The sequence below is a fragment of the Paenibacillus sp. sg306046 genome (genome assembly GCF_059821225.1).
In genome coordinates, this window is the sequence record NZ_JCAMRT010000025.1 from 44,124 (window position 1) to 70,526 (window position 26,403).

General features: G+C 39.4%; 17 protein-coding genes and 1 pseudogene. 15 read left to right on the plus strand and 3 right to left on the minus strand.

Annotation, left to right across the window (positions count from 1 at the left end):
• Positions 1 to 134 precede the first annotated feature (134 nt).
• The 12 genes from AC6ROY_RS21335 to AC6ROY_RS21390 all read left to right on the plus strand — a co-directional run bounded on the left by AC6ROY_RS21335 (position 135) and on the right by AC6ROY_RS21390 (position 20,197).
• Entirely contained in the window at positions 135 to 974 is an 840-nt protein-coding gene (locus AC6ROY_RS21335) for a TnsA endonuclease N-terminal domain-containing protein (protein WP_500102613.1), read from the plus strand.
• A complete protein-coding gene (locus tag AC6ROY_RS21340) occupies positions 964 to 3,159 on the plus strand; it encodes a transposase family protein (RefSeq protein ID WP_500102614.1) in 2,196 nt (731 codons plus the stop codon). The genes AC6ROY_RS21335 and AC6ROY_RS21340 overlap by 11 nt, the downstream gene beginning before the upstream one ends.
• A gap of 2 nt (positions 3,160 to 3,161) precedes the next feature.
• Complete coding sequence (locus tag AC6ROY_RS21345) at positions 3,162 to 4,814, plus strand: ATP-binding protein (protein ID WP_500102615.1); 1,653 nt, start codon at positions 3,162 to 3,164, stop codon at positions 4,812 to 4,814.
• Positions 4,815 to 4,825: 11 nt separating this feature from the next.
• Positions 4,826 to 6,676: a TnsD family Tn7-like transposition protein gene (locus AC6ROY_RS21350; protein ID WP_500102616.1), complete on the plus strand. Its 1,851-nt coding sequence runs from the start codon at positions 4,826 to 4,828 to the stop codon at positions 6,674 to 6,676.
• Positions 6,677 to 6,691: 15 nt separating this feature from the next.
• Positions 6,692 to 9,073, plus strand: coding sequence for a TnsD family Tn7-like transposition protein (locus AC6ROY_RS21355; RefSeq protein WP_500102617.1), 2,382 nt, complete (start codon positions 6,692 to 6,694; stop codon positions 9,071 to 9,073).
• Between the two features lie 62 nt (positions 9,074 to 9,135).
• Positions 9,136 to 10,155: an RES family NAD+ phosphorylase gene (locus tag AC6ROY_RS21360; RefSeq protein WP_500102618.1), complete on the plus strand. Its 1,020-nt coding sequence runs from the start codon at positions 9,136 to 9,138 to the stop codon at positions 10,153 to 10,155.
• Positions 10,156 to 10,398: 243 nt separating this feature from the next.
• Positions 10,399 to 12,189: an ATP-dependent nuclease gene (locus AC6ROY_RS21365; RefSeq protein WP_500102619.1), complete on the plus strand. Its 1,791-nt coding sequence runs from the start codon at positions 10,399 to 10,401 to the stop codon at positions 12,187 to 12,189.
• Entirely contained in the window at positions 12,182 to 13,900 is a 1,719-nt protein-coding gene (locus AC6ROY_RS21370; RefSeq protein ID WP_500102620.1) for a UvrD-helicase domain-containing protein, read from the plus strand. The genes AC6ROY_RS21365 and AC6ROY_RS21370 overlap by 8 nt, the downstream gene beginning before the upstream one ends.
• 93 nt (positions 13,901 to 13,993) lie before the next feature.
• A complete protein-coding gene (locus tag AC6ROY_RS21375) occupies positions 13,994 to 16,399 on the plus strand; it encodes an ATP-binding protein (protein ID WP_500102621.1) in 2,406 nt (801 codons plus the stop codon).
• A gap of 41 nt (positions 16,400 to 16,440) precedes the next feature.
• Positions 16,441 to 17,400, plus strand: coding sequence for an RNA-binding domain-containing protein (locus AC6ROY_RS21380; protein WP_500102622.1), 960 nt, complete (start codon positions 16,441 to 16,443; stop codon positions 17,398 to 17,400).
• Positions 17,401 to 17,495: 95 nt separating this feature from the next.
• Complete coding sequence (locus AC6ROY_RS21385; protein ID WP_500102623.1) at positions 17,496 to 18,572, plus strand: phospholipase D-like domain-containing protein; 1,077 nt, start codon at positions 17,496 to 17,498, stop codon at positions 18,570 to 18,572.
• 710 nt (positions 18,573 to 19,282) lie between these two features.
• Complete coding sequence (locus AC6ROY_RS21390) at positions 19,283 to 20,197, plus strand: phosphotransferase (RefSeq protein WP_500102624.1); 915 nt, start codon at positions 19,283 to 19,285, stop codon at positions 20,195 to 20,197.
• A gap of 375 nt (positions 20,198 to 20,572) precedes the next feature.
• Here AC6ROY_RS21390 and AC6ROY_RS21395 read toward each other — a convergent pair whose 3' ends face one another.
• Positions 20,573 to 21,115, minus strand: a complete 543-nt coding sequence (locus tag AC6ROY_RS21395) for a bifunctional transcriptional activator/DNA repair enzyme AdaA (protein WP_500102625.1) — start codon at positions 21,113 to 21,115, stop codon at positions 20,573 to 20,575.
• A 148-nt stretch (positions 21,116 to 21,263) separates the two neighbouring features.
• Here AC6ROY_RS21395 and AC6ROY_RS21400 point away from each other — a divergent pair, with 148 nt between their 5' ends.
• Positions 21,264 to 21,890, plus strand: a complete 627-nt coding sequence (locus AC6ROY_RS21400; RefSeq protein WP_500102626.1) for a flavin reductase family protein — start codon at positions 21,264 to 21,266, stop codon at positions 21,888 to 21,890.
• A gap of 281 nt (positions 21,891 to 22,171) precedes the next feature.
• Complete coding sequence (locus AC6ROY_RS21405; RefSeq protein WP_500102629.1) at positions 22,172 to 23,374, plus strand: MFS transporter; 1,203 nt, start codon at positions 22,172 to 22,174, stop codon at positions 23,372 to 23,374.
• A 59-nt stretch (positions 23,375 to 23,433) separates the two neighbouring features.
• Here the strand turns inward: AC6ROY_RS21405 and AC6ROY_RS21410 are convergent, their stop codons facing one another.
• Complete coding sequence (locus AC6ROY_RS21410) at positions 23,434 to 23,880, minus strand: Lrp/AsnC family transcriptional regulator (protein ID WP_500102627.1); 447 nt, start codon at positions 23,878 to 23,880, stop codon at positions 23,434 to 23,436.
• A 171-nt stretch (positions 23,881 to 24,051) separates the two neighbouring features.
• On the opposite strand from AC6ROY_RS21410, the pseudogene AC6ROY_RS21415 reads away from it, so the two are divergent.
• Positions 24,052 to 25,054 (plus strand): annotated as a pseudogene (locus AC6ROY_RS21415) (serine hydrolase domain-containing protein).
• Positions 25,055 to 25,171: 117 nt separating this feature from the next.
• Here AC6ROY_RS21415 and AC6ROY_RS21420 read toward each other — a convergent pair.
• A protein-coding gene (locus tag AC6ROY_RS21420; RefSeq protein WP_500102628.1) for an IS3 family transposase occupies positions 25,172 to 26,292 on the minus strand; the annotation gives its coding sequence in 2 pieces (ribosomal slippage) (positions 25,172 to 26,043 and positions 26,043 to 26,292; 1,122 coding nt in all).
• Positions 26,293 to 26,403 lie beyond the last annotated feature (111 nt).

The following is a 26,403-nucleotide window of genomic DNA, read 5'->3' on the forward strand; positions in this document are numbered from 1 at the left end:
ACTGAATATAGAACTGAATATAGAAATGAATACAAACCTAGTCATTTATTTCCCATAATTTTCGTTTTAATATATATGTCGATTGGTCAGTTATTTGTTATATGGATGTTAAAAATGAAAGGAATGATCAAATAGTGTCGATCAGAACGATTCAAACAAAAATTCAAAGATGGGTAAAGCAAGGTAGGGGACAAGGAGAAGGTGAGAACTATATTCCATGGTTCACTGCAAAGCAAGTATCGTCAATTGGAAAGACTTTCAGGCCAAAAGGAGTTAAGAACGGACGTGAACATTTGTTTTTATCGGAGTGGGAATACTTTTATTTTTTATTATTAGACTGGTCAGACTTGGTAACTGATGTAAGGGAGCAGTTTCCATTGCTTGATTCACAACTTGATAATATTGAGGAGACGATTGAGATTGCAAGAATTTTGGATGTCGAGCACCCAATCGAACCTAGTACAAATGAATTGAAAGTGATCACTACCGACTTTTTGGTTAAATTAGTTGATGGATCTGAAGTTGCGGTTTCCTTTAAGCCATTTAAGAAAATCACGGCAAGGGAAGTCGAGAAGATGGAGATTGAGCGCATTTATTGGGAACGACGCGGAGTGATCTGGGAACTCATCACGGATAAAGATGTTCCGGTGACATATGCCAAGAATGTGGAGCAAGTTCATAGTGTATATGATCTCTCAAAATATCAAATTACTGAAAGCACTATTGCAAAAGTAAAAAGATTAATGGAACCACAAATTATGAAAAGACTTCGTAAGTTAACCGATATTACGAATGAAGTCGACGACAAGTTAGGACTATTACCAGGGAACAGCTTAACAATTGCGCGGCACTTAATCATTACGAAGAAGTGGATCGTTAATATGGAGCAGCCTATCGATTTCAATGTGCCACTTCAAATTATTCAGATAAAAGCATCGGGGGAAAAGGAAGGACTAAGAAGTTATGCAAATTGATATTTATCGAAACAGCATACTAGAAGCTTGGCCGCATCTGGATGAGGCAAAGGATCTGGTGGATGTAGAACCAACTTTATTACGAGTGCTTTGGCTGAATAACAAAGTCATAGTTACGATTGACATCCAAAATGAAACGGCACAGCCCGAAGTTCACGATCGCGCTATCATCGAGAATGAAATCCTCGAAGGGAACATTCAATTTACAGAGTATGTGATCCCAAGAGTGCTGCTTCCCGATACCAAATTAAAAGAAAAGGATAAGGCGATACGCGATAAGATATGGGGATATTTGGAGGAAGTTGTTACGGGCAAAAATGCTACCGATATCTTTAAAAAGAGGCTTCGTGGAATTATTATTGATGAAATTAGTGAAAAGTACAATGTTTCAAAAACGTTGATCAGAAACAATCTGAGAAAGTATTGGCAAAGAGGGATGACACTTAATACCCTGTTGCCAGATTTCCCGAAATGCGGTGGGAAGGGGAAAACACGAGACGGGCTTGGAAAGAAATTAGGTAGACCCAACAAAGACTCAGAATTAGATCCTGCACTTGCCGGCAAAAATATTACAGAACAAATCAAAAGGGATCATTTCAGAAAAGCCATTCAACGTTGGTACAACAAAAGGGACAAGAAGACATTATACGAAGTTTATGAGTTAATGCTTGGAGCCTATTATAAAGCAGGTATTGATGCCGAACAAGGAATTATTTTAAAACCGGAGCATGAAAGACCGACATTTCGCCAGTTTTATTACTGGTACCGAAAAGAACGTGATGTTAATGAAGAAAGTCGGAAACGATATGGCCAGAGGAAAGTTAATTTAAAGTTTAGGGCAATAGAAGGTACGTTTGATGGGCAAGCATTTGGCCCCGGCTCTCTCTATCAAATTGATGCAACTATAGGAAATGTTTATTTGGTAAACCGTAAAAATAGAAATTGGTTGATAGGCAGGCCAGTGATTTATTTTGTGGTAGATGTATTCAGTCGTTTAATCGCAGGATTATATGTTGGTTTGGAGGGACCCAGTTGGATAGGGGCGGCTCTTGCTTTGGAGAATGCAGCTTCTGACAAAGTGGAGTATTGTAAACGATTTGGCATCGATATTTCTCCTGATGAGTGGCCATCGTTTGGACTTCCTGAACGTTTGACAACGGATCGTGGAGAATACGTTGGCAATAAGCCGGCTCATCTTATAAAAACTTTAAATGTAAAGTTAGAACATCTTCCTGCGTATCGTCCGGACTGGAAACCTTTTGTCGAGAAACAATTCGATGTCAGTAATGAAATCTACGTCAGGTGGACACCGGGTGGTATCTTAGAACGTATGCGCGAACGTGGAGATGAAGGTCCCAAAATGGAGGGTCTATTAGATATCCATGAATTTGAGACCATTTTGATCGAATACGTGAGATATCACAACAAACATTATATGACCACATATAAAAGAAACGATGCAATGGTCACTGATGCTGTCGAGCCAATCCCGATTGAGCTTTGGCATTGGGGAAGGAAAAATAGCCTCGGCTCCCTCAGTTTTGTTAGCAGAGATGAACTTCGAATGAATTTGCTCCCGTCTCGGAAAAGTCGGTTTACCGCAAGTGGTATAAAGTTTAACAGAGAGCTTTATACGTGCGTCACTGCAGAACAGGAGAGCTGGCGTTTTCGGGCAAGGAATGGTGAGAAATTTGATGTCGAGTACTCCTTTGATCCTCGTGATACATCAAGATTGTTTTTGCGGCATGAGGACGGTTCGTTCGAAGAATGTTATAGATTAAGCGAGCAGAATGAGAAGTTTGTTGCTCGCAAAATGGAGGTTAGGTGGGAAGAAGAACTTGACATTATATCGTATGAAGCAAGAATGGCCCGAAAAGGGAAGTCAGAAAATACTGAAGCAAAAATAAATCTGATAAATAAGTTTCAAAGAACAGTTAAGTCTGCTAAGGTCACCTCGAACAATACGGGTGACGGAAGCGTTCAGGTTAAGGATGTTAAACAAAATCGAAATAATGCCAAACAGGAAGAACGAGAAAAGAGAAGTTGGGGGTTGGAAAATGGCATAAACAAACAGACAGAATCCGATAATGTAATCCCCTTCCCAAAAACGGAAACAATGCCAGGCTATGTGCCGCCAAAAGATAATACGGATTTGTTATGGCTGGCTCTAGAAGAGGAGGATTAACCTTGAAGGCTAGGAAACCTTTACGGGGTAGAATAGAATTTGCGGAGTACAAAGAAACAGGCATTGAAGATTACAAGGACTTCCCAATGATCGAAGCCCTTCCTGAGATTTTGGACACTATGGAGGCCGCCAAGAAGATAAAAGTGCTCAAAAAGTTTAAACATGAGGAGTTACAGCTTTCAGCCAGTAAGCGCAAGCACTGTGTGGAGCGACTCTCTACCTTCGTCATTCCCTTGAACAAACATCTTGAGGTAGAACAAAAACTTTCCATTTTCATCAGGCAAGGATACCTGTCTCGAAATATAACAAATGCAGATCATGTTCGCCGCATGAGAAACGCGATGTTGTCTTTCAAAAAGCCTGAAATAGCTGAATTGGAGAGGAAAACGTACCATGTCCCATTGCCAACATCTTCGGGTTTAGGAATTATCGGTATTTCTGGAGCAGGTAAAAGCACGGGAATATCAAAAATCCTGGATATTTACCCCCAAATTATCATTCATGAACAGTACGAAGAAAGACAGTTGGTATGGATGAAAATCGACTGTCCAGTGACTGGAACAATAAAACAACTTTGTCTCAACTTTATCGAGGAAATCGGGGAACTGATGGGAGGGTTAGATTATAAAGATTACGTCGATTACAAGACGGATGAGTTAATACGAGTGATGTCTTCGCTCGCATTGAAGCACCATCTTGGAGTGTTGGTGATCGACGAAATACAGTATTTGCATGAGGTTAAATCCGGTGGAGCGGCAATTATGCTGAATTTCTTTAACACCCTTATTAATACGATTGGTGTTCCTATAGTATTAATTGGGACACCTAAAGCCCGCCATCTGTTTACCAAGGAATTCCGGAACATTAAGAGGATTACGGCCCAAGGAAGTGTCGACTGGGACCGACTAGATAGGAAAGATAAGGACTGGAAAACCCTATTAAAGTACATTTGGGGTCATCAATGGACTTTGAAAAAAGCAGAATTAACCCCTGAGATTGAAGATGCTCTCTATTTCGAATCCCAAGGCATTCCAGACCTTGTAATAAAAATTTTTAAGGAGTCTCAAAAAAGAGTTATTGGTGTTGATGAATTAATCACACCCTCGGTGATTCATTCTGTGGCCCAAGATCAATTTCAACTCTTACAGCCACCGTTAGATGCTCTTCGCAGTGGAAAGCAAAAGGAGATGCTCAAATATCTGGATATCTTCATGAGCTATGACCCCGCAACGGTCGTTACAAAAGAGGATAAGCAAGTCTATGCTGATTCATGCGGTATTGATTTGGAAGAGGTTTTATATGAACAAGGCCAGGATGAGCAGTTGCAAGAAATCGTTCATTGGTTAATGGATGCTAATTTTCCAGAAGAAATTGCGAAGTCTGCAGCTGCTGAAACTAAGGTAGGTGATGTAAACCATTGGAAACGAGCGGCATTTCAAGCAGCCTTCGCAAATAAGAGTGAAGTGAAGATGCCAGTAACCGATGAAGATCCTAAAAAGTCACAGAAAGGTTCCAAACCACAACAAGTGAAATATAAACCTAATGGACTGCTCGCCGTTCTAATTTCTAAGGAGAAAGAAAAGAACGCAACATTGTATCATTTGATAAAAAAGGCAGGCCATGTTCAAGATGTGCGGTCCAGACTTGGTCTATGATTGGAGGTATTATGAGAGCATACCCGGACGAGCTTCTTGTAAGTTTAGTGGCAAGATACCATCATCTGCATGGCCATAGTGGTATTAAGCCCTCGAGAAGAAAAATCTATGGTTTAGATCATAAAAAAACATCAGTGGATCTGCCAACAACAATTCGTCCTATTCTAAGTATTATTCATGTTTCTGCTGATGAAGTGCTTCAGGGCAATACGATTTTTCCATTTTACAGGCCTTTTTTATCGGAAAAACAAATTGATTCGATCAGCAAACATATGCTCGAGGGTCGTGGGGGAAGCGTTCATCAAACATCCGGAGTAATGGCTAGTGTTGTAAAGGTAAGTGAATTGCTTCGGCTATGCCCTAGTTGCCTTAAGGAAGACAGCCGGAAGTATGGTGAGCCCTATTGGCATAGAGAGCATCAATTGCCAGGCAACTTGCTTTGTCATATTCACCAATGTGAGCTGCTTACCCAATGTTTAATTTGCAATGAACCGGTTTCAGCTAACAATGCAAAGGATTTGTCCATATGCCCCTTATTTTGTAGTCAGGGTCATGATCTTTCAGCCCAGGTTGCCAATAATAAGGATGAAACATTGCTGAAAATATCGAAGGGAATAGTAGCTTTATTTAAGGCAAGTTTGGAGGGGGAAATTCCGTCAGATCTCAGGTACCTGTACATTAACCGACTTGCTCAAATGAATTTTTGTACAGTAGGGGGGCGGATTAAACAGAGAGAGGTTTGCTCACAATTTCTTTCTTTGTTTTCACCCGATATTCTTAAAAAGCTCGGTGTACCAAAACCTGTTGGGCCAAACAATTGGTTGTCGACCATGCTGAGGAAGCCGCGGCATTCCTTTCATCCATTATTGCATGCGTTAGTTATAGAATTTCTTTGGTGTGGGATTGAAAGGTTGTCTCCTTGGACAGATAAGGCTCCTTTTGGCAATGGGCCCTGGCCCTGCTTAAACAAAATAGCCGACCATTACAAAAAGGGTACAATCAAGAAGGTAATGGTCACCCGTTGTACGGATACCAATAATCCGGTTGGCTCGTTTAAATGCGAATTATGCGGGTTTAATTACTCGCGGCGGGGACCTGATCTGGCTGTCGAGGATACTTTTTCTTATGGAAGAGTTAAAGACTTCGGTCATTACTGGAAAGCTAAAGCTGACAGTCTTCTTCAGAAAGGTGGCAGCATCAGATCAATTGCAAGAGCTTTAGATGTAGACTCGAGGACCGTTAATCTCTATGTAAAGAAAAAACAAGAACAACAAGATGAAGCCTCGCTTCACAGGAGCAAAGAACGTGATATCAGAAGAAAACGTCTCCTGCATAACATCCATGATTTTCAAAGCTACGAATGTTTTAGGAAGGCAAATGCAAAAGACTATAGCTGGCTATACAGACATGATAGGGAGTGGCTCCTTTCTTCCTTGCCCAGTTTCCACAAACAACCACAAAGAAAACTACGAGTAAATTGGAAGCAACGCGACAAGGAGATCACTCAGGAAATAAATCAAGCACTTATAAAGCTACGTATGGGGCAGAACAAGCCTTTGAGGATAACGCTTTCCAAAATTGGTCGTTCTATCGGGAAGCTTGCCTTATTAGAGCAACATCTTAATAAGCTGCCTATTACAAAGGGCCTCTTGAAAATCAATTTGGAAACGGAAGAGCAACATCAAATTCGAAAAATTGATTGGGCAGTCAGCAATATCAAACGGCAAGGTCAAAGACCGGTTAAATGGAGGATTTTGCGCGAAGCCGGAATTCGGGTTGTCAAAACGGAAAATGTAGAACACTATTTGATTAGCAAAATACAAGAGGCTTTCTATAACTTTCAAGATACTATTTCAGCATAATGATATCGGGATTAGGTGAAAGAAGTGCTCGGAGTGCGACCATATCCGGATGAACTGGTTTATAGTCTCTGTTCACGGATACACTTTTTTAATGGAAATGAAACAGTAAGGAAAACAACGAATAAGCTCTTTGGTAATGTTGAAAAGACAATCCACGTTTTATGGCCTACTAGGCTGGAATACTTTTCAAGAAACTATAAAATAGGTTTAAGTGCGAACGAACTGGCTACGAAGCACACGTTATTTCCATACTACGCAAGGTTTTTGTCCGAGGAAAAGAGAAAAGGGCTATTTGATGCTATGCTGCATGGAAGCAGTAGAGCTAATCCTTCGGCATATCTTGGACTAAATCAAGATAAGAGCAATGTTGCACGACTTTATCTTTGTCCTTTATGTGCAAAAGAGGACATCTCCAAGTACGGAGAGCCCTATTGGCACAGAGCGCACCACTTACCGGGTTCAAAAGTATGCTATAAGCATAACGTTTGGTTATTAACTGAATGCCCAATTTGCAGCGAACCGTTTACCAGCGGTTCAAATCAGGAATTAATCATAACCCCGATGCACTGTAACAAAGGGCATTCGTTAGAACTTATTGCAGAAAATAATAACGAAGATTTGTTGCTTATCGCGCAGGAAAACAACTTTTTACTCACGTCAGATCGACATTTTTTCCGTAAGGATGTTCATAAGAAATTTCTTGATTATGCAAAGATAAAGGAGTATCAAAATGTAGAATCAACTAAGATTTTGTATGAAAAACTGTTTCCTGATTTCATAAAAAGATTTCCCGTATCATTATTAGATCTTATCGGAGTTTCAATTCAGGGAGAAGCGATAAGGGGAATTAACAAGATTTTTTGGAAAAGGGAGACGACTATCCATCCTCTCTATGTGCTTTTGCTTATACTGTTTTTCGGGGGGACTATCGAAAATTTCTTATCCCGGAGCATTAAGTACACTCCTTTTGGAAATGGGCCTTGGCCCTGCTTAAATAAAATATGTTCGAAATTCACAGAAAAAGTTGTTGACTCAGTTGAACTCAAGAATACAAGACACTTTGCGAAGCCTCGGGGGATATTTAAATGTACAGAATGCGAGTTCACATATTCAAGATTAGGACCGGATAAAAAACAGGAGGATATCTACCAGTATGATTTGATTCCGCAAACCGGGCAACTATGGGATGCAAAATTCGAAGAGTTACTAAATAATGATATTGTTTATTTAAGCGAAATGACACAAGAACTTGGTGTAGGCACTGTTTTTTTAAGACTCAGATTAAAAGAACGGTTTGGAAAAATAAATCTCCATCAATCACGGATGCTTGCTGTGAAGCAAATGCAAAGAAATCGAGTTACTGACATTGCTAGAGATAACCCGGGGATTACCCTAACTGAAATCACCAAAATCGAACCTAAGCTCATTAAATGGATGCAAGCATATGACGTAGAGTGGCTCCGAGGAAATGTGAAATATACAAGGGAAAGACTAAGATTAGAAGATCGAAGGAAGGGGTTTCTTGAAATTCTGCGGCAGCATCCTAAAGCAACGAGAAAAGAGTTGAAGCAGATCCATCCTAGTAATTATGAATGGTTGATTATTCACGATAAGGAATGGATGTTGAAACAGCTGCCGCCGCGATCAAATCGAAGATCTAAAAGAACTGTAGAAGAAAGGAGGGAGCAATTTCTTAAGCTTTTGATTAAATATCCTCATGCCACAAGATCTGAACTTAAAGAACTGGAGAGTTCTAATTATACTTGGCTTAAGTTACACGATAACGAATGGTTTTCATTAAATCAACCACCAATTAGATTGCGCCAGGAAAAGAAACAGCGGGTCACACTTGAACAAAGAAGAGAGGAGTTCCTAGAGCTACGCAAAAACTATCCTGACATTTCTAGAGGAGAGCTTCAACGACTGAATTTAAGCAATTATACTTGGTTACGTACTAATGACAGTGAATGGTTTGAGCAACACTTGCCACCCCCCATAGAACGAAATGGATTGAAGTATCCTAGATACTCATTAGAGGAAAGAAGAAATCAATTTTTGATAATTTATCGAGAGTACCCAAAGGCTACACCGAAGGAACTTAGAAAATTATGTGGAAGTAATTACACATGGCTGCACACTCATGATTTTCTCTGGCTGAAAAAATACCAGCCTGGTATCCGAAAAATGTTAAATAATCAGAGAAGGAAAAGAACATTAAACAAATCATTGGAACAAAGAAGGGATGAGTTTTTAGCGATTAGGAACGAGCATCCCCACTTATCACGTACTGGACTAAAGGAGAAGTATCAAAGTCTTTATGTTTGGTTAATGACTAACGATACAGAATGGCTTTTAAGCCATTTGCCTCCTATATCACCTAAAAATTGTAAACACTAATAAAGTCTATTTGTCCTGCCCGTGATCCACTGGGGAATTAGGTTAAAGAGGAGGCAAAGTGCGTGGATTATTCAGATTTTCTACCGGATCTAAATAAAGCAGCGGAAAGATATCGTGAGAAGGTGCAGGTGTTATTGAAATATTGCGTAACTTGCCAACCGTATGATGGTGGCGATTATGTTTGGATTCATGGAGAAAAAACCACTGTTGATGAGATTATGGATAGCGTCAATTGCCCTGAAAAGTACCGTGATGATATTGCTGAACATTTGCATTGTCCAAACTGTGGCTCTTCTAGTATAGAACGCTATGGAACCGTTGGAACAGAGGATAGATATCGAATCGCTGAAGAAGAGCGTTACAATCGAATTTTAAAGCAATATGCCGATAAGATTGAGGGGTTTAGAAAACATATTGAAGATTATCCATCCCTGGCACTTGATCATCCAATGGGTAGGAAGATTTATAAAGAAGTTGTTCAAAGAAGGGCAGAATCTGTAACAGTTACTCCAAGTAAATGGTCTAGAGCAAGAGTTGTTGATCGCCCTGATGTATTTGATTCAAAAGATCTTCACGCCCCAGGAATCGGTTTATCCTCCGGAGGAAGGTTTCATCATCCTGGACAAAGTGTGCTTTATATTGCTGATAGTGAGAAATTAGCTATGGTGGAGACATTAGATAATCCCAACGATTCGAAATTAATATGGATACAATCGTATTCACAAACAGACAGTATCAATGACATTTTGGATTTACGACATGATTGGGATAATATTGGTCAGTCAAATAGTGATGTAATGTATGCATTGCTTGTATCTCGTTGCATATTTGAGAAAGTCCTAGATAGAAATAGCAAATGGAGACCGCAATATTTTATTACAACTTTTATTGCTGATTGTGCGCGCAAGGCAGGATTCAAAGGAATAATTTATTCATCCAGTCGTGAAAGTTATGGTTATAATTTAGTTTTGTTCGATGCTTATGAGCCATCCATCGTTCCTGACGGTCGACCAAAAGTATATATTTATGAGCCAATTACCAAAAATGTTTATGATCCGGATGATCCCACGAGTGTTTTTTAATAATCCGGAGAGTTGCAAATGGCCTTGAAACAAATTTATACATTGTCTTTAAGTATAAAAAATGCAGCTACCTCCTTCTGGAGACGGGCTGCATTTTGTTTATCAGCTTAGTTATATGTTTCTAGTACTAGTGGTAGGGATTTGGGATATTCTGTCGAATTGTATGAGTGGATATTTTGGAAGGAAAATGAAATGAAATCAATTGAGTGGGATTTCACATAAACACTACAATGGGGGATCAATATGTTTTTGAAAAATTTGAACATTAAAAATTTCAGAAATATCTCTAGTCTCAGCATTGATTTTCGTAAAGGACTAAATATATTAATTGGTGAAAATAATGCCGGTAAGTCAGCGATAATTGATGCGCTTAGAATTTGCTTCAACTACGGTAAACAAATGAGAGACACATATGTGAAGCGCAGTGATTTTCACATTAACCGACATGATCCTGAAGCAAATATTGACGCAATTGAGTTCCACTTACTTTTTAAGATAGAAGACCCTGCAGAGACCGGGACTTTTATCGATTTATTGTCCCAATCTGAGGATGGAACTCAGCAATGTTTACAGATTCATTATAAATATTATTTAGAAGATAAGAACGGCATTGAGAAAATCAGATACAACGTTTGGGGAGGAGACAACGAGGGACAACAAATTACACCCGATGTTTTAAATTTGTTGCTTTTCGTGTATCTGGATGCCCTTAGAGACGCAGCTCAGCAACTTAGACCAGTTCGTGGAAATAGATTAGGTGAATTATTTTCTTATCTCCGTGAGGATATTCATGGCAATCCTATTACTGATGAAAAACGGGATGAATTAACACTAAAACTTAGGGGGGCGTTAACTGGAGATCCTGATTGGAATAGTATTATAGAAACGGGAAAACAAAAGATTAACGAGCATCTTGATGAGACTTCTATAACAAACAAAAAGCAAAAAGTGGAGGTGGAATTTTTACCTTTTGAATTCAGAAAAATTGTTGATAGCTTAAGAGTAATACTTCCTGTATTTGATTCAGACCTTCTAGGAGGCGATTATAGCAAACAAAAATACTTTGATATTCAACAAAATGGCCTCGGTTATAATAATTTGTTATACATGGCAACAGTTTTGGGAGACTTAAAGAATCGTAAGCATTTAGAACCTGATTCATACATTGCGTTACTAATTGAAGAACCGGAGGCACACCTGCACCCGCAATTACAGAGTATTTATTTTAATTATCTAAGCAAATTAGATTCGATAGGGTTTCAAATCTTTATTACTTCACATTCACCGACAATTACAGCTAGAGCGGACCTTGATTCGTTGATCGTGGTTCAATGCCAAGACAATAATGTATCCACATATTCCTTAGCAAATTCGGAGTTGTCTGATGATAACAAAAAATATCTTGGTAAGTTTCTTGATGTAACTAAATCACAGTTATTTTTTTCAAATGGAGTTATTTTTGTCGAAGGTATTTCAGAAGCGCTTTTGCTGCAGAAGTTTTCGAAAATCATGGGAAATGAATATGATTTGGATAAAATGGGGATCGAAATAGTTATTGTTAACGGAGTTGCTTTTGAACACTTTGGAAGACTATTTAATTCGAACGATGAAAGCAAGAGATTAAGTATACGTAGTGTGATTATTACTGATGACGATAGGGACAGTGCGACAGAGGAGATCTCTTCTAGGGCACAAAATGCTTTAGATCTAAAGCGCGGCCTGCTACATGTCGAAACTTCAACTGTAACGTTTGAATACGAGCTAATTATGGCTAGTGACTATAATAAAGATTTATTATTGAGCATTTATACGGAAATGCATCCTACATCAGCCTCAAGGATATCTGGGGACACAAGCTCCGATTTTGCACGCAGCTTCCTGAGTAAAGTGGAGAGTAATAAAGCAAAATCAGAATTGGCTCATCGGCTTGCTTTAAAACTTGAGAACGATGAAACAGCCAGAAGACAGTTTGTAGTTCCAGACTATATAAAGCGGTCAATAAATTGGGTTATTAAGGGTGAGCCCGATGTTTGATAGTCTTTCGCACATTCAACGTACAATTGTGTTTGACAAGAATGGATTGTTTGCAGTTAAAGCTTGTCCTGGAAGTGGAAAAACATATACAACAGCAGCAAGATTGGCTCATAAGCTAAGTAACTGGCAGCTACCCAGCAGGGGAATAGCAGTACTATCCTTTACAAACGTGGCATGGCATGAAATTCGGAAAATGCTTGTTCAGAACTTAGGGATAACAATAAATTATCCCCATCATCTTGGAACGTTGGATAGTTTTATTAATAAATTTATATTCTTGCCTTTTGGACATTTAATAATGGGTTGCGGAAAGCGGCCTATCCTTGTTGGTGAACCACATGGCACATGGTCTGGCGGAAACTATGATCGTGATTATGATCAATACTTTGATTGCACGAGTTTTTCAATTACGGATGGTGTTATATCAACCACAACAGATCTGACAAGATTTCATTTCAAATGGAGAAATAAAGATGGTTCTGAGAGCGGACATGTGAATAGATTGCGTGAGACAAAAATTAAGTTTTGGAAGCAAGGGTACGCAACGCAAGCTGATGCTAATTACTTCTCATTAAAGCTCCTTGATAAGTATCCGAATATTGCTCGTTCCGTTGCGATGAGATTCCCAGAACTAATTATTGACGAGGCACAGGATACGTCCGAGATACAGATGGGGGTTATCAACAAATTAATTGAAAATGGTCTTGAGAATGTAATGTTAGTTGGGGACCCGGATCAAGCTATTTTTGAATGGAATGACGCCCGGCCAGATCTTTTTATCAATAAATTTAGAGAATGGGAAGAGAACTCTGTCATTTTAGATGAAAATAGAAGAAGCTCTCAAAACATTTGTAAAGTAACGTATAAACTTACATCACGTACGAATCCTTCAGCCGCGGTTACTGAGGCCGTTAAGGATTTTGAACATATCCCAGAGATTATTTGTTATGAACAGGACAACATTCAACGAACACTTGAATACTTTCATCGTTTATGTGAACAGCATCGAATTGAGATAAACTATGAACAGGTTGCTGTTATTTATAGAAGCAAGTCCATACAAAACTTAATTTTCACTCAGCCTGAACGAGTTGAGTATCCGTGGTTAGTAGGTAAATATTACGTTAGGGATCTGGCAAAAAGTAAATACCTGGCCGAAAAGGGAAATGTTTATGAAGCCTTTCGTCTGATCGAAATAGCACTATACAAAGGATTGCATAATAAAAGTTACTGCTCCACAAATGATCTTGAAAGTTGGATTTCTACACGGGGCTTTATTCATCATAGGAAAGAAATAATGCATATACTGAGATGTTTACCTTCTCCGACCGGAAGCATTATTGAATGGGTAAAACAGGCGTCGGATATTCTCCGGGGAAACAATATGCCTATAAGAATGAATTTACAACCTAATTGTGTGGACTGCAATTTTGATGAATTATTCAAAATTGCAGAAGATAGCTCTGCAAGATTTAGAGTAGGCACTGTCCATACGGTTAAAGGAGAGACTTTTGATGCTGTCTTACTCATATTAAAGGAAAAGGGTGCGCAAGGGTCATTTTATAGAACGATGCTCTCCCGCGGCTTAAATACATTCGATGATGAGGAGTTAAGAATAGCCTATGTTGGCATGACAAGGCCAAGGAAATTGCTTGTAATTGCGGTGCCAAGTGAACAAAGCAGAACTGTTTGGGAACAAAAACTGCTGTAATAGTTGATAGATCCGCCCGTGGAACGATTGATGTTGGTGGATAAATAGAGTTGTCGAATATGTAAATCTTTTAGATATAGGAGAAAATAAATAATGAGTGAGATTTTACTTGAAAAGGTATTTGATGCTGGAGCAAATACAATATGGTCAGAAATGAAAAAGCTGAGAGGACAAGCTCCAGAACAGAAGGAAATCATGAGAAGAAGATGGGTTTGGGAGTTAATACAAAATGCATCTGATTGCACTCCCAAAGGTGGAGAAATAAACATCAATATATCAATTGATAATGGTTTAGAATTCTCTCATGACGGAGTTCCATTCACATATGAGAATTTAGTGGATTTAATAACCCAAATATCTTCTAAGGAAAATGATAGCGAAGAGAAAACAGGAAAGTTTGGAACCGGATTTATATCAACACATCTGTTATCTGAAAAAGTCAATATAAGTGGAGTGTTTAAACAAAGCGACGATGTACACAAGAATTTAAATCTTGTAATTAATAGAACTGGAACTTCATATGCAGAAATAAGAAATACCATAAAAGATACTCTCAATATAATTGAGAATTTAAAGCAAGATGGAAGCGTGAATATTAAAAATCTGGACAGAAGGCTAACAAAGTTTCACTACGACTGTAGTACCCAAGAAACTAAGGAAGCCATTAGAATTGGTTTAGAAGATTTGAATAAGACAGTTCCCTTTGTATTGGCTTTAAATGGATCTATTTCATCAATTTCATATAGCGGAACTGAGTTTAAAATTGGCACTGATAGGCATCTTGGCGATTATAGGGTAGTTGAAATAATAAAAAAATCAAATGAAAAAATGGACCGCTATAATATATTAATCAAAACAGAAAATGAGGTATCTATAGCTATATTAGTTCAAGAGATAGATACTCAAAAAAATAGAGTATTACCATATCCGGATAATTTCCCTAAATTATTTTGCAAGTTTCCTTTAGTTGGAACAGAAACCTTTTCCCTTCCAGTTATGATAAATTGCTCAAAGTTTGATGTGGAAAAAGATAGAGATGGTATCCACGAGGGGAATCATGACAACATTATTTATTTAAAAACAGCAATAAAGTTATATGAGGATCTAATAAGCCTAGCATGCAAAAATAAATGGGAAGATTTATATAATATGTGCTTCACTCCGAAAAAAAATAATAATAGCCTTCAAGAAAACCTGTATAAAACAATAAAATCAAAATATGAACAATTACCTATCGTTGATGTGAATTTAAATGGAGTATACTCTGGAAAAGCAGCATTGAAAAATAATAAATCAGAACACCAGATAGGTGTTCCAATATGCGATAAAGAAGAGTTAAGTGATGAGTTTTGGGAGGTAATTAATTCTTTTGCGTTATATTATATTCCGACAAAAAATGGTTATTTAAAGTGGGCTAAAATAAGCGAATGCAAAATTGATATTTCTAATATAAACAGTAATTTCATGAAAAATAAAGATTTGGAAGAATTTAAACGGAATTTTCATGGGAAAACAGATGATATATTTACATGGTTTAATAAATATTATGACTTATGGATAAAGATCAGGGGGGAAGAAAGCTTTACTCGTGAAGTATGGGCTTTAAATCAAAGTGGTAAATTTATGGAGGCATCAAAACTTTCAGTAGATGACAATATTGATGATGTTTTAAAAAAAATATTGATTGATTTAGGTGATACCATAACTGAGAGCTTGTTAGTTAGGGAAGTTAAGTTGCCAGAGAAGGTTATTCACAAAAGGATTGATAATGAAAATGTCGCAAAAAAAATTCAGGATAAAATAAATCATATACTTTCTGATGAAACACTCAATAACACGCAAAGAAAGCCTGAAAATCAAGCGATTTTCAATAAATTGACGAATTGGTTCCTTGAAAATCCTGATTTGAGTGAGAAGCTATTTGATCAACTTTATAATAAACGGAATTTATTATCCACTCCAGAGGAGAATATAAGACGTTTTAAAATAGCTGAAAAAATCGAAAGTAATAATATTAAATATGAGGAACTAGACGATATCATCACAAATCATAATAAAATTGCTGAGTTGATTGGAAACTTAAACGACTTATCATATGAAGAAATTAAAGAGAAGTTGAATCATATCACTATAAGCTCACCTTATGGCCGTGAAAACTTTAACTCGATGTTAGAAATAACAATTGAAAAAGTATACGATTATCTGAATAACACTGATTACCAGCTGGCCAACTCCCTAGAGGAATGGAAAAGCCAAAAATATTCTGATACAGTCTTCCCAGGAATTAAAAACGGGAATGAGATTAGAATCATTGTTCGACCGAGCAACCAAGACAAAATAATCTTTTTTTATGATGAAGAGTTAGAAGCTTTAGATGATACCAATTATGAATTATGGACATATAACGGGCAAGGTATTACTCGAATGATCACATTAGGGGATATTTTAAAAACAACAGGCATTACTACGATTCCTCTAAGAAACATTTACAATGATTAGTTCATAGAATGATCGCTTAATATTGAGGTTGTGGAGGCTATATGACAAGTGATTTAATAAACAAAATAGAACAAATGCATAGAAATAATATGAAATATATTCATCCTATTGAGTCAACTGAAAGGATAAGTCAATATATTTCAGCTTTTTCGAATACAGATGGGGGATTTATAGTGTTTGGCGTTAAAGATGATAGAAAAAGGTTAACAATAAAAAGTTTCCCTTTTACTATTGATGAAAGTCGTATTAGAGATCTTTTGGATAAGCATGTGGAATTTGAATTTGCAAAATTTGAGTATGATGGAAAGCAACTAGCATACATAAAGGTAGAGAAGAGTAGTTTTGAAGTTAAATGTAACAATATTGCGTATATATTTAATAGCAAAATGGAGGTTAAACAATTGTTAAAAAAGAAGGTTTTTTTATCATATTGTCACAAGGATAGCTGTATTGCTGATTTAGTTGAAAATAAACTAAATGAAATTGCTAAAAATAAAATTGAAATTTCAAGAGACATTAGAAAAGTAAAATATAAAGATAGCCTAGATGAATATATGCAGAGCATCAAAGATCATGATTATGTAATATCCATTATTTCAGATGGGTATTTACGGTCAGTTGCCTGCATGTATGAAGTTACAGAGCTTATGAGAGATAGGGACTATTACGATAAGTTGTTATTTATAATATTGTCAGAAGAAGACATAAAGTTTTATGACAATAAAGAGATTAAAATAAAAGCGGACATTTACTCAAGTAATAGATTTGAGTACATCAAATATTGGGAAAATGAAAAGACAAAAATAGATGCTCAAGTTGCAGAGTTTAAAAATCCGGCATTAATGCTAGAGTTAACGGAAGAATCAAGACAACTAGAGATAATTTCCCTTCATATTGGAACATTTATTGCTAAATTAAAGGATGGACTTGGGGAGCCCTTTCAGAACATGCTCTCATCAGATTTTAAAGAAATTGTTTCTATTATATTGGACCAAAAGTAAAGTGCCAAGATCATCTAGGGTTTAACAGGTTTTGTGTTTTGTGAATTGAACTGCAAATTTTGACTAGGCATTTTTATCTGTAGGGAGTTCGAGAAATGGAAGAAATACTATATTTAGACAAAGTTAAAGTGGTTTTGACAAGTGGTCAGAAAAATTATGTGGAGATATTCGATTCACTTGATAGAACAGATCATCTCTATATTACTACCTTTAATTATTCGATGCCTCAAGACTTAGATGAATCGTTACAAGATAAGATTGAGTTTATAAATGATGTACGAGTTATATTTAATGTATATCACTTTGATGGGAAAGAAGAAGAGAAGGTTTACAAACTTTTGGTGCAAGCGTTAAAGAAAAACCCATATGTCCAATTTTTCTATAATTCAAATAATCATTCGAAAATAATAAGTAGTGGGAAGAAAATGTATATAGGTAGTTCAAATCTTACAGAAAACGCAGTGAACAATTTTGAGGCGGGTGTCATCATAACCGATAATGACATCATAAAGAAAATTGAACAGACGGTGTTTGATTTTCCGCATCTAAAATATAAAGCAATCTTTACTGACCCTATCGCTCCATTGATTATACCGTATCAATTTCTTGTAGTAGAAGCACAGAAAGAATTTGAGTATTTAAGAACTCTAATTGATACCGCTAAAGGAAATTGCTACGGATTAAGTGAGTTTGAATCAATAGATTATAATATTTTGGCTTCAAAAGATTTCTTTAGTAAATTCCATCAAACTTTTTGTAAAGCAATCGAAGAGTTAGTTAAATTTACAACACAGAAAGAAAATGGATTCATGATAGAAATATTATCAAAAGAAATTGTCAAAGAGTTAGAATTGATAATGGGGCTCCCTCCATTGGGAACATCAACAGTGAATTTTTTTAGTTTTATTGAAGATTATAGAAATACTCTAGATGAATATAAAGATCATTACTGGCGAACACAAACTTATAAAGCAGATACTGTTATTTTGGAGGAAGATTTGTATCTAACTCGTCTTAAATCACTTTTAGATATGTTCTTACATCTAAGAAAAACCTGGATTGATATAAATGGTGTAAAACAATTTACATTCTTAGACAATAGAGTGCCTATATCGTTTTGGTATGAGGAACCATCTATGGCCGAATATTATTGGAGTTATTTCCTGAAATAAGTAGTGATAAATTATTTATATGTTGATTGAATTTCAAGAAAATGCGAAAACATTTGATGATTGCTGATAAAAAACTTTGCTCCGATACAAGTGAAAAGAACATGGCTAGTTAAGTGTTTAGCGTTCATTGAATAGGCTCACCTTAAAAAATCAGTACCTAATCGAAAACGTATACTCAATGAAAAGTGACACAAAAACAAGCGATATCAACGACTTAGAAAACAATACTTTATTGTAATCGAAAAACGGACAAATTGTTGTTGAATTCAATTTAGAACAATACTTTATTGTAATTCAGATAATAAAAGTGTTTCAAAAAAACCAGTGTTATCAAGGTGTGTGAGAACAACAGTTTATTGTAATGAATCATAGACCTGTTAAAAGAAAATAAAGTATTAGACTTTCCGATTATCAAGACCTAAATTTAAGAAAATCAAATAACATAAAGGGTTCTACATATTATGCATGACTAATATGTGGAACCCTTTATGTTTAACTATCGTTTCCCGATAGTTCGATGGTTGCAGGTGTTAGAAGAAAATAAAGTTCTAGAGTGGAAAATAAACTGTTAGACTGAGAAAATAAAGTTGTAGACTGGGAAAATAAAGTATTAGACTGACGATGCTTCATTAAGCTAACTGGCAGTTATGCGTAACTTCCAGGGAATGTAATCATCTAAATAACGTAAGGAACGAGGAGGCAGACAATTCATGGGAGGAACGAATGTATGGGATGCGGAGTGGGAGGTTAACGAAGAGCAGGCGCGGACGCTAATCGGCAGACAATTCCCTCAGCTGTCATCGAAGCAAGTGAAGCGATTGGGCTGGGGCTGGGACAATACGGTTTTTCTCATCGGTGACGAGTACGTGTTCCGGTTTCCAAGAAGAACGATTGCAGTTGGCTCGATTCGTATGGAAGGGAAGCTGCTACCAAAGCTGGAGGCATATATGACCGTCCCCTATCCGAAACCGTTGTTTTATGGCGAAGCAAGTGACGAATACCCGGTACCATTTCTTGGCTATACCTTCGTGCCAGGAGATTTCCCCATCGGTTTGACGGAAGAACGCCGTGCTTTATCGGCAGAGACGCTGGCGAAATTTTTGCGGAGATTGCATGAGTTTCCGGTGCAGGTGGCGCTGAAGTGCGGAGTTCAGCAAGATCATCGAAGCTTGACGGACATCGCATCGCGCAAAGTGAAATTGGAGGGTTTTCTAAAAAAGGTGGTTGAACACTTGTCGCCAGAAGAGTCCGGTGCGATCGAAGCGTTTATTAGCGGGCTGCAAACGGACCGTGTCGAGGCGGTGAATGCGCTGCTACATGGCGATCTTCATTTCAAAAATATGCTGGTGAATGAGAACGGGATCGTTTCCGGCATCATTGATTGGGGTGATCTGAGCGTCGGCCATCCGGCTTGCGATTTGAGCGTTGCTTACAGTTTTTTACCACCGTACGCTCGCGGCGTGTTTTTCGAAACGTACGGAGTGGCGGACGAGAAAACGAAGCTGCTGGCGCGGCTGATAGCCGTATACATCCCTGTACTGATCTTGATGCAGGCGGTCGATGACGGGAATGAAGCGATTGCGACAGAGGCGAAATCCAACATCATGCGGGCACTGTCGGATTAGGCTCATATTTCGTTACGGCTATGGGGCTATGGCTATCGGCACCATTTTGTCGTTTAAAAGCCGCGATAAGGTACGATCCGCCTTCTCTGATGCCGCTTTATGTTGAGGAACACGAAATTCAACAGAGTAAGTCGTTGCGCTAACTGGGGACGTTAGTTGAATGAAACAGCGACAGTCTAGGACTATATTTTCTCGTCCTTGGCTGTCGCTGTTTCAATTTCTAGGGTCAGTCTAATACTTATTTCCTGGAGCCTGAAGGTTTCGCGACTCTAATTACCGCGTAGAATAAGGAGATCCAGTCTATTACTTTATTTTCTTATGACAGCAGGATGTAATCACTCAATCACCAGTTTTTCGAGGTCTCCTCCGCATACGTCATATGCAGTAACTTGTACGATACTCCGAAGGTGATATTCCAAGCCGTTTACGAAAAGTAGTCGAAAAATGCGCAGCGCTAGAAAATCCAATAATGACAGCAATATGCGTTATAGTGTAGTTTGAGTTTTCCAATAATTGTTTCGCCTTCTCAATACGTTTTTTCATGACATATTCCATTATCGTTATGCCTGAGACACGTTTAAATGTGTGGTGAAGGTAATACATATTGATGTGCAAATTTCCTGCTATTAAGCTGAGTGTTAAGTGTTCTTTATAGTTTTTATTTATAAATTCAGTAATTCGGAAGACCAATTCTTCTGCCGGACACAAAATCCGGTCTGGTCTACATCTCTTACAGGGTCTGTAACCCCCATGAATAGCATCATCTACAGACATAAATATATCTACGTTATCACGATTTGGAACTCGTGATTTACATGATGGTCTACAAAATATCCTAGTAGTTTTTACCGCATAAAAAAACTTCCCATCGTATGAACTATCGCATTGGGTAATTGCTTGCCAGTGTTCTTCATGCATGATAAGTGGATCCTCCTCACATGTTTATTATAATTCACAATCTATCCAACCCTAAAGATTTTTGAATGAGACAACAAGATTTCGAAAGATCACCATCTCGTTCCCTTGTTACAATAAAGGAAATAATCGAAGGTGAAGGAGCTTATCTATGCATAAAATTGTAGAACCTAAAATTTTCTATTTCGGAACACCAGTCGTACTTATCAGCACTCTAAACGAGGATAATTCGGTAAATTTAGCCCCAATTTCATCTGCATGGTCGCTACATCAGTCGTTTATGCTTGGAATAAGTAACCGATCTCAAACAGTACAAAATCTTCTGCGTGAACGCGAGTGTGTCTTAAACCTGCCTTCCGTAGAGCTTGTTCACGCTGTGGATCGATTGGCTCTTCTCACCGGACGTAATCCTGTTCCTGATTACAAAGTACGACAGGGGTATAGGTACGAACCAGACAAATTTGGTACGGCCCAATTGACTCAAACACCATCAGATATAGTAAAACCTTCATGTGTTAAGGAATGCCCTGTTCAACTTGAAGCAATCGTCAAACATGTTCATGATTTTGGAGAGGATCCAAGTACATTAGCTGCTATTGAAGTTAAAATCGTGAAGTCGCACATTAACGAGCAGATATTGATGGATGGAGAGGAGAATTATATCGATCCAGATAAGTGGAATCCGTTAATAATGAACTTTTGTGAGTTTTATGGTATCGGGGCAAAGGTACATCCGTCTAGATTGGCTCCAGTCTTCGCACCACCTGTCCGTCAGTGATAATGTTCATGCCAAAAACCCTCAGAGCGGTCGCAGCGGCAGCTGGATCTCCACCGAACGACGCAAGCGCGTCGATTACGATTTATCATTTAGGCGGCATCTGACGATGCCGCTTTTTTGCCTTTAAAATCATGGGATTTCTATAAAAATAAAAGTGTTTTCCTCTTAATTTGCTCTATCCTCTTTTAATCATCCATGTAAAAAAACGTTTTATTTATATATGCTTATACGAAAGCCAAAGCTTTTTTAAGCGGCAAAAAATAAATAAAGGAGATTTTTGTGTGAACTCAAACACTGCTCTTATAAGAAAAGGCGGTGCAAATGATGGGTCGTCTTCCAAACGTCTTCCGTGGTTCGGGTTGCTGGCCTTAGCCATGGCGGGATTCATCTGCATTCTTACGGAAAGCCTGCCTGCTGGATTACTGCCGCAAATTGCACAGGATCTTGGGGTCACAGAAGCTCTTGCCGGACAATTGGTCACTCTCTATGCGGTTGGAGCTCTTCTGGCCGCCATTCCTTTGACAACGGCTACCCGTGGGTGGAGGCGCCGGCCGCTTCTTCTGCTGTGCATCATCGGCTTTCTTGTATTTAACACCGTCACCGCGTTATCTTCCGTTTATGTGCTGACGCTTGTCGCGCGTTTCTTTGCAGGTGTCTCGGCAGGTGTTCTGTGGGGGATGACGGCCGGTTATGCACGGCGCATGGTGCCTGATTCGCTGAAAGGAAAAGCGATGGCCGTAGCCATGGTCGGCACCCCGCTGGCATTGGCGCTGGGCGTTCCGCTTGGCACTTTTTTCGGAACCTATACAGGGTGGCGTCTCATTTTCGGAGCTGTATCATTACTGACTGCAGCCCTTATTGGCTGGGTGCTCTGGAGGGTGCCGGATTATGCAGGTGAGCCTGCCGGTGATCAACTCCCTTTCCACAAGATTTTCCTGATTCCTGGTGTACGGACGATTTTGTTCGTCGTTTTGGCTTGGGTACTAGCTCATAATATTTTGTACACTTATATTGCACCGTATCTTGCGGAAACCGCGTTTGCTCAGCGAGTGGATTTGGTTCTTCTTATTTTCGGAATTACCTCGGTTGTTGGCATTTGGATGATAGGCATACTGATTGACCGTTTTCTAAGAATGCTGGTTTTAATCAGCATCACAGGATTTGCTTTGGCTTCTGCAGCCTTGGGAATCGGAATGAATCAGCCTGCAATCATCATTCTTGGTGTTACAGCGTGGGGGCTTACGTTTGGCGGGGCAGCCACTTTACTGCAAACAGCAATAGCACAAGCTGGGGGAAAAAGCGCAGATATAGCCCAATCGATGCTGGTTACCGCGTGGAATGTGGCAATCGGCGGAGGAGGGATTATCGGCGGGATTCTTCTCGAACTGCTTGGAGCCGGATTTCTTCCGGGCTCATTAATCATCCTGCTGCTTCCCTCCTTGCTTGCAGCTTGGCTAGCTAAAAAGCATGGCTTTCCTTCCTGAAGAAATCCACGAGTATGTGTAACATAAGCAAAAAAAATGAATCCGCTGCAAAGGCGGATTCATTTTTGGGGATTATACGTTTCTCCAATGAGATTTTTATAAGCGATCGGTGAAGACATTACAATCAGAGTCGTATAGGTTCCGTATTGATCGCACCGGTTTTCAAACTCCTCCAGCTCCTGGGTTGTTTCCGTGAGGACCTTCAATAAATAATTATGCTCACCGCTTATCCGGTAACATTCCGTGACCTCCGGTGATGAACGACAAAAATCAAGGAAAGGATAGCAATTCCGGGTCCGAACAAGCATATAGGCTGTGCAGGGCTTACCCACTTTTTGCGAAGAAATGACAGTTCGGTATTCCTCGATAACCCCCTTTTCTTCCATGCGTTTTACACGTTCAGTTACGGCTGGCTGAGACAGTCCCACCAGCTTTCCTAAATCTGTCATGGATAATCTCGCCTGGTTCTGCAAATGGAGCAGGATATTTTTATCGATTTCGTCCAAGAAAATCGCCTCCCTTTAATTTTAAAGCTATTTCCTTCGGATGCCTTTATAATCATCGAAAACTTCTTTATCTAACTTGTTTGTTTTATGTAAGGCAGCAGAAATTATTTATATAATAAACACACTTGCTATAAATAATCAAGTAAATGACAGCAGGAAAGGATGAGAAACATGAGAAATATAGATCTGGAATTGATGCATAAAAGCGTCAATGAGGTAATTGAGCGCACACTTGAGGAAAAAAGGATCGTGGGTACCGTCGTCCAAATTGCATTAGGCGGAAACCTCGTTTACAGCAGGCCTGCTGGTTGGGCCGATCGTGAGCAGAAACGGCCGATGCAGGAAAATGCTTTGTTTAGATATGCTTCGGTAACCAAGCCGATCGTGTCAACGGCAGCCTTAGTCTTAATTTCGCAAGGGAGATTGCAGGTAAACGATCTGGTGGAATCTGCAAAGACTCGCTTCTGTCCCGCTTCTAGATGAGCCGGGGAAAATATGGAGGTATTCCATAGCAACAGACGTGCTCGGAGCGGTCATCGAAAAGGTTACTGGAATGCCGCTAAGTGAAGCTGTACGGATGCTAGTAACTCATCCGCTTTCCATGACGGACACGGATTTCAAGGCCGTGGACACGGACAGATTGACCACGGCTTACGCAGACAGCGCTGGAGAGCCCCGGCGCTTGCACGATTTTGATACCGTTCCTTTCTTGGAGGGGACGGCAGGATTCCTCCTTTCACCCAATAGGTTTACAGATAAGACAGCCTACCCTTCCGGGGGAGCCGGCATGATTGGCAGCGCAGGAGACTTTCTTAAACTGCTGGAAGCTTTGCGGCAGGGAGGAAATCCGATTCTACCGAGGGCTCTTGTCGCAGAAATGACAACCAATCAAATTGGTAACCTTGTAATGCCCTATTGGCCGGGGAGAGGCTTTGGACTTGGTTTCACGCTGCTTAAAGACCCAGCGGATGCCAATACACCTGAATCGCCAGGAACGTGGCGGATGGGCGGCACCTATGGTCACTCCTGGTTTGTTGATCCGAGTGAGGAGCTTAGTGTTGTAGCGTTCACCAATACGGCGCTTGAAGGAATGTCAGGCAGGTTTACAACGGAGCTGTGCGAATCTGTCTACAAGGGTATTCAAGGAGTTAAGAAAAGCGTTGCATTACCTTGAATCTGGTTTGGCAATCGAGCCTATCTATAACTGAAAAATATACACTGCAACAATAATCTAGATTCAGTAATGGCCGCCCTTTTAATATTAGGGGCGGTTTGGATTGTCAACATTAATTCAGACAACTTTTTTAAGGGCTGCTTGGCGGTACTGAACAGGCGTCATGTACCCCAGTGATCCCTGAATCCGATGCTTGTTAAACCAGTTGACGTAGTCGTAAAGCTCCAACTCCAGGTGACGCAAGCTTTGGAAGTCCCTTTGGTAGATGAACTCTGTTTTCATGACCTTGTAGGTGGCTTCAGCCACAGCATTGTCATAAGGACAACCTTTCGCGCTTAGCGATCGACCGATTGCAAAGGTCGTCAATAGCTCGTCCATCGTGTGGTTTTTAAACTCACTCCCACGGTCGGTATGAAACCACTGGATGTGGCTCAGATCGCCTTCTACCGTTGCAAAGGCGCGCGAAACCAAAGCAGCGTCCTTGTGTGGACCTGCACTATGGCCAATGATTTCTCGATTGAACAGGTCAATGAGAACGCAAACGTAGTGCCACCGATGTCTGACCTTCACATACGTTAAATCGCTGACCACAAAGCGTTTCGCTTCCGCCTGATCAAACTCACGATCTAACTCATTCGCCGTTGCCGCCTCGTTACAGGCCGTTTTGCGGGGTTTGAACTGGGCGATGGTATACGTGGAGACCAGGCCCTGCTCTTGCATGATTCGGCCAATACGACGCCTAGAGACGACGATCCCTTGTTCCTGAAGCTTGGCTTTGATCTTTCGTGTTCCATAAGCTTTTCGATTCTTGTGAAAGATATCCACAATCGCTCCCGTTAACTCATCTTCATTAGGTGCTTCTTTGGCTTCATAATAAAACGTGCTTCTTGCGATTTGTAGGACGTCGCACATTGCTGATACCGAGTATTTATCACGATTGTTCTGGATGATAGCTACTTTCGTCCCATGATCAGCGCTGCTTGCTTTAAAATATCCACCTCCATCTTCAGACGCTGGTTTTCTTTTCGTAGCGCCATCAATTCCGCTTCTTCGGACGAACGATTATCCTTCTCCTTGAAAGAGCCCGTTGTCTGAGCTTGCTTGATCCAGCGGTCTAAAGCTGATGCTGTGAGGTCATATTCCTCCACAATCGCTGCCCTAGACTTCCCATTTTCATTGAGCTGCACCATCTGTTTTTTGAATTCTGGTGTAAAGGCACGTCGTTGTTGTTTTGGCATTGTAGAGATCCGCTCCTTCGCATGATAGGTCTATTCTACTGGACAGTGAGAAGTTCTTGTCGAAAAATCGTCACATAGAAAAATAACCCAATCAGCAGGTGGTCTGGTATC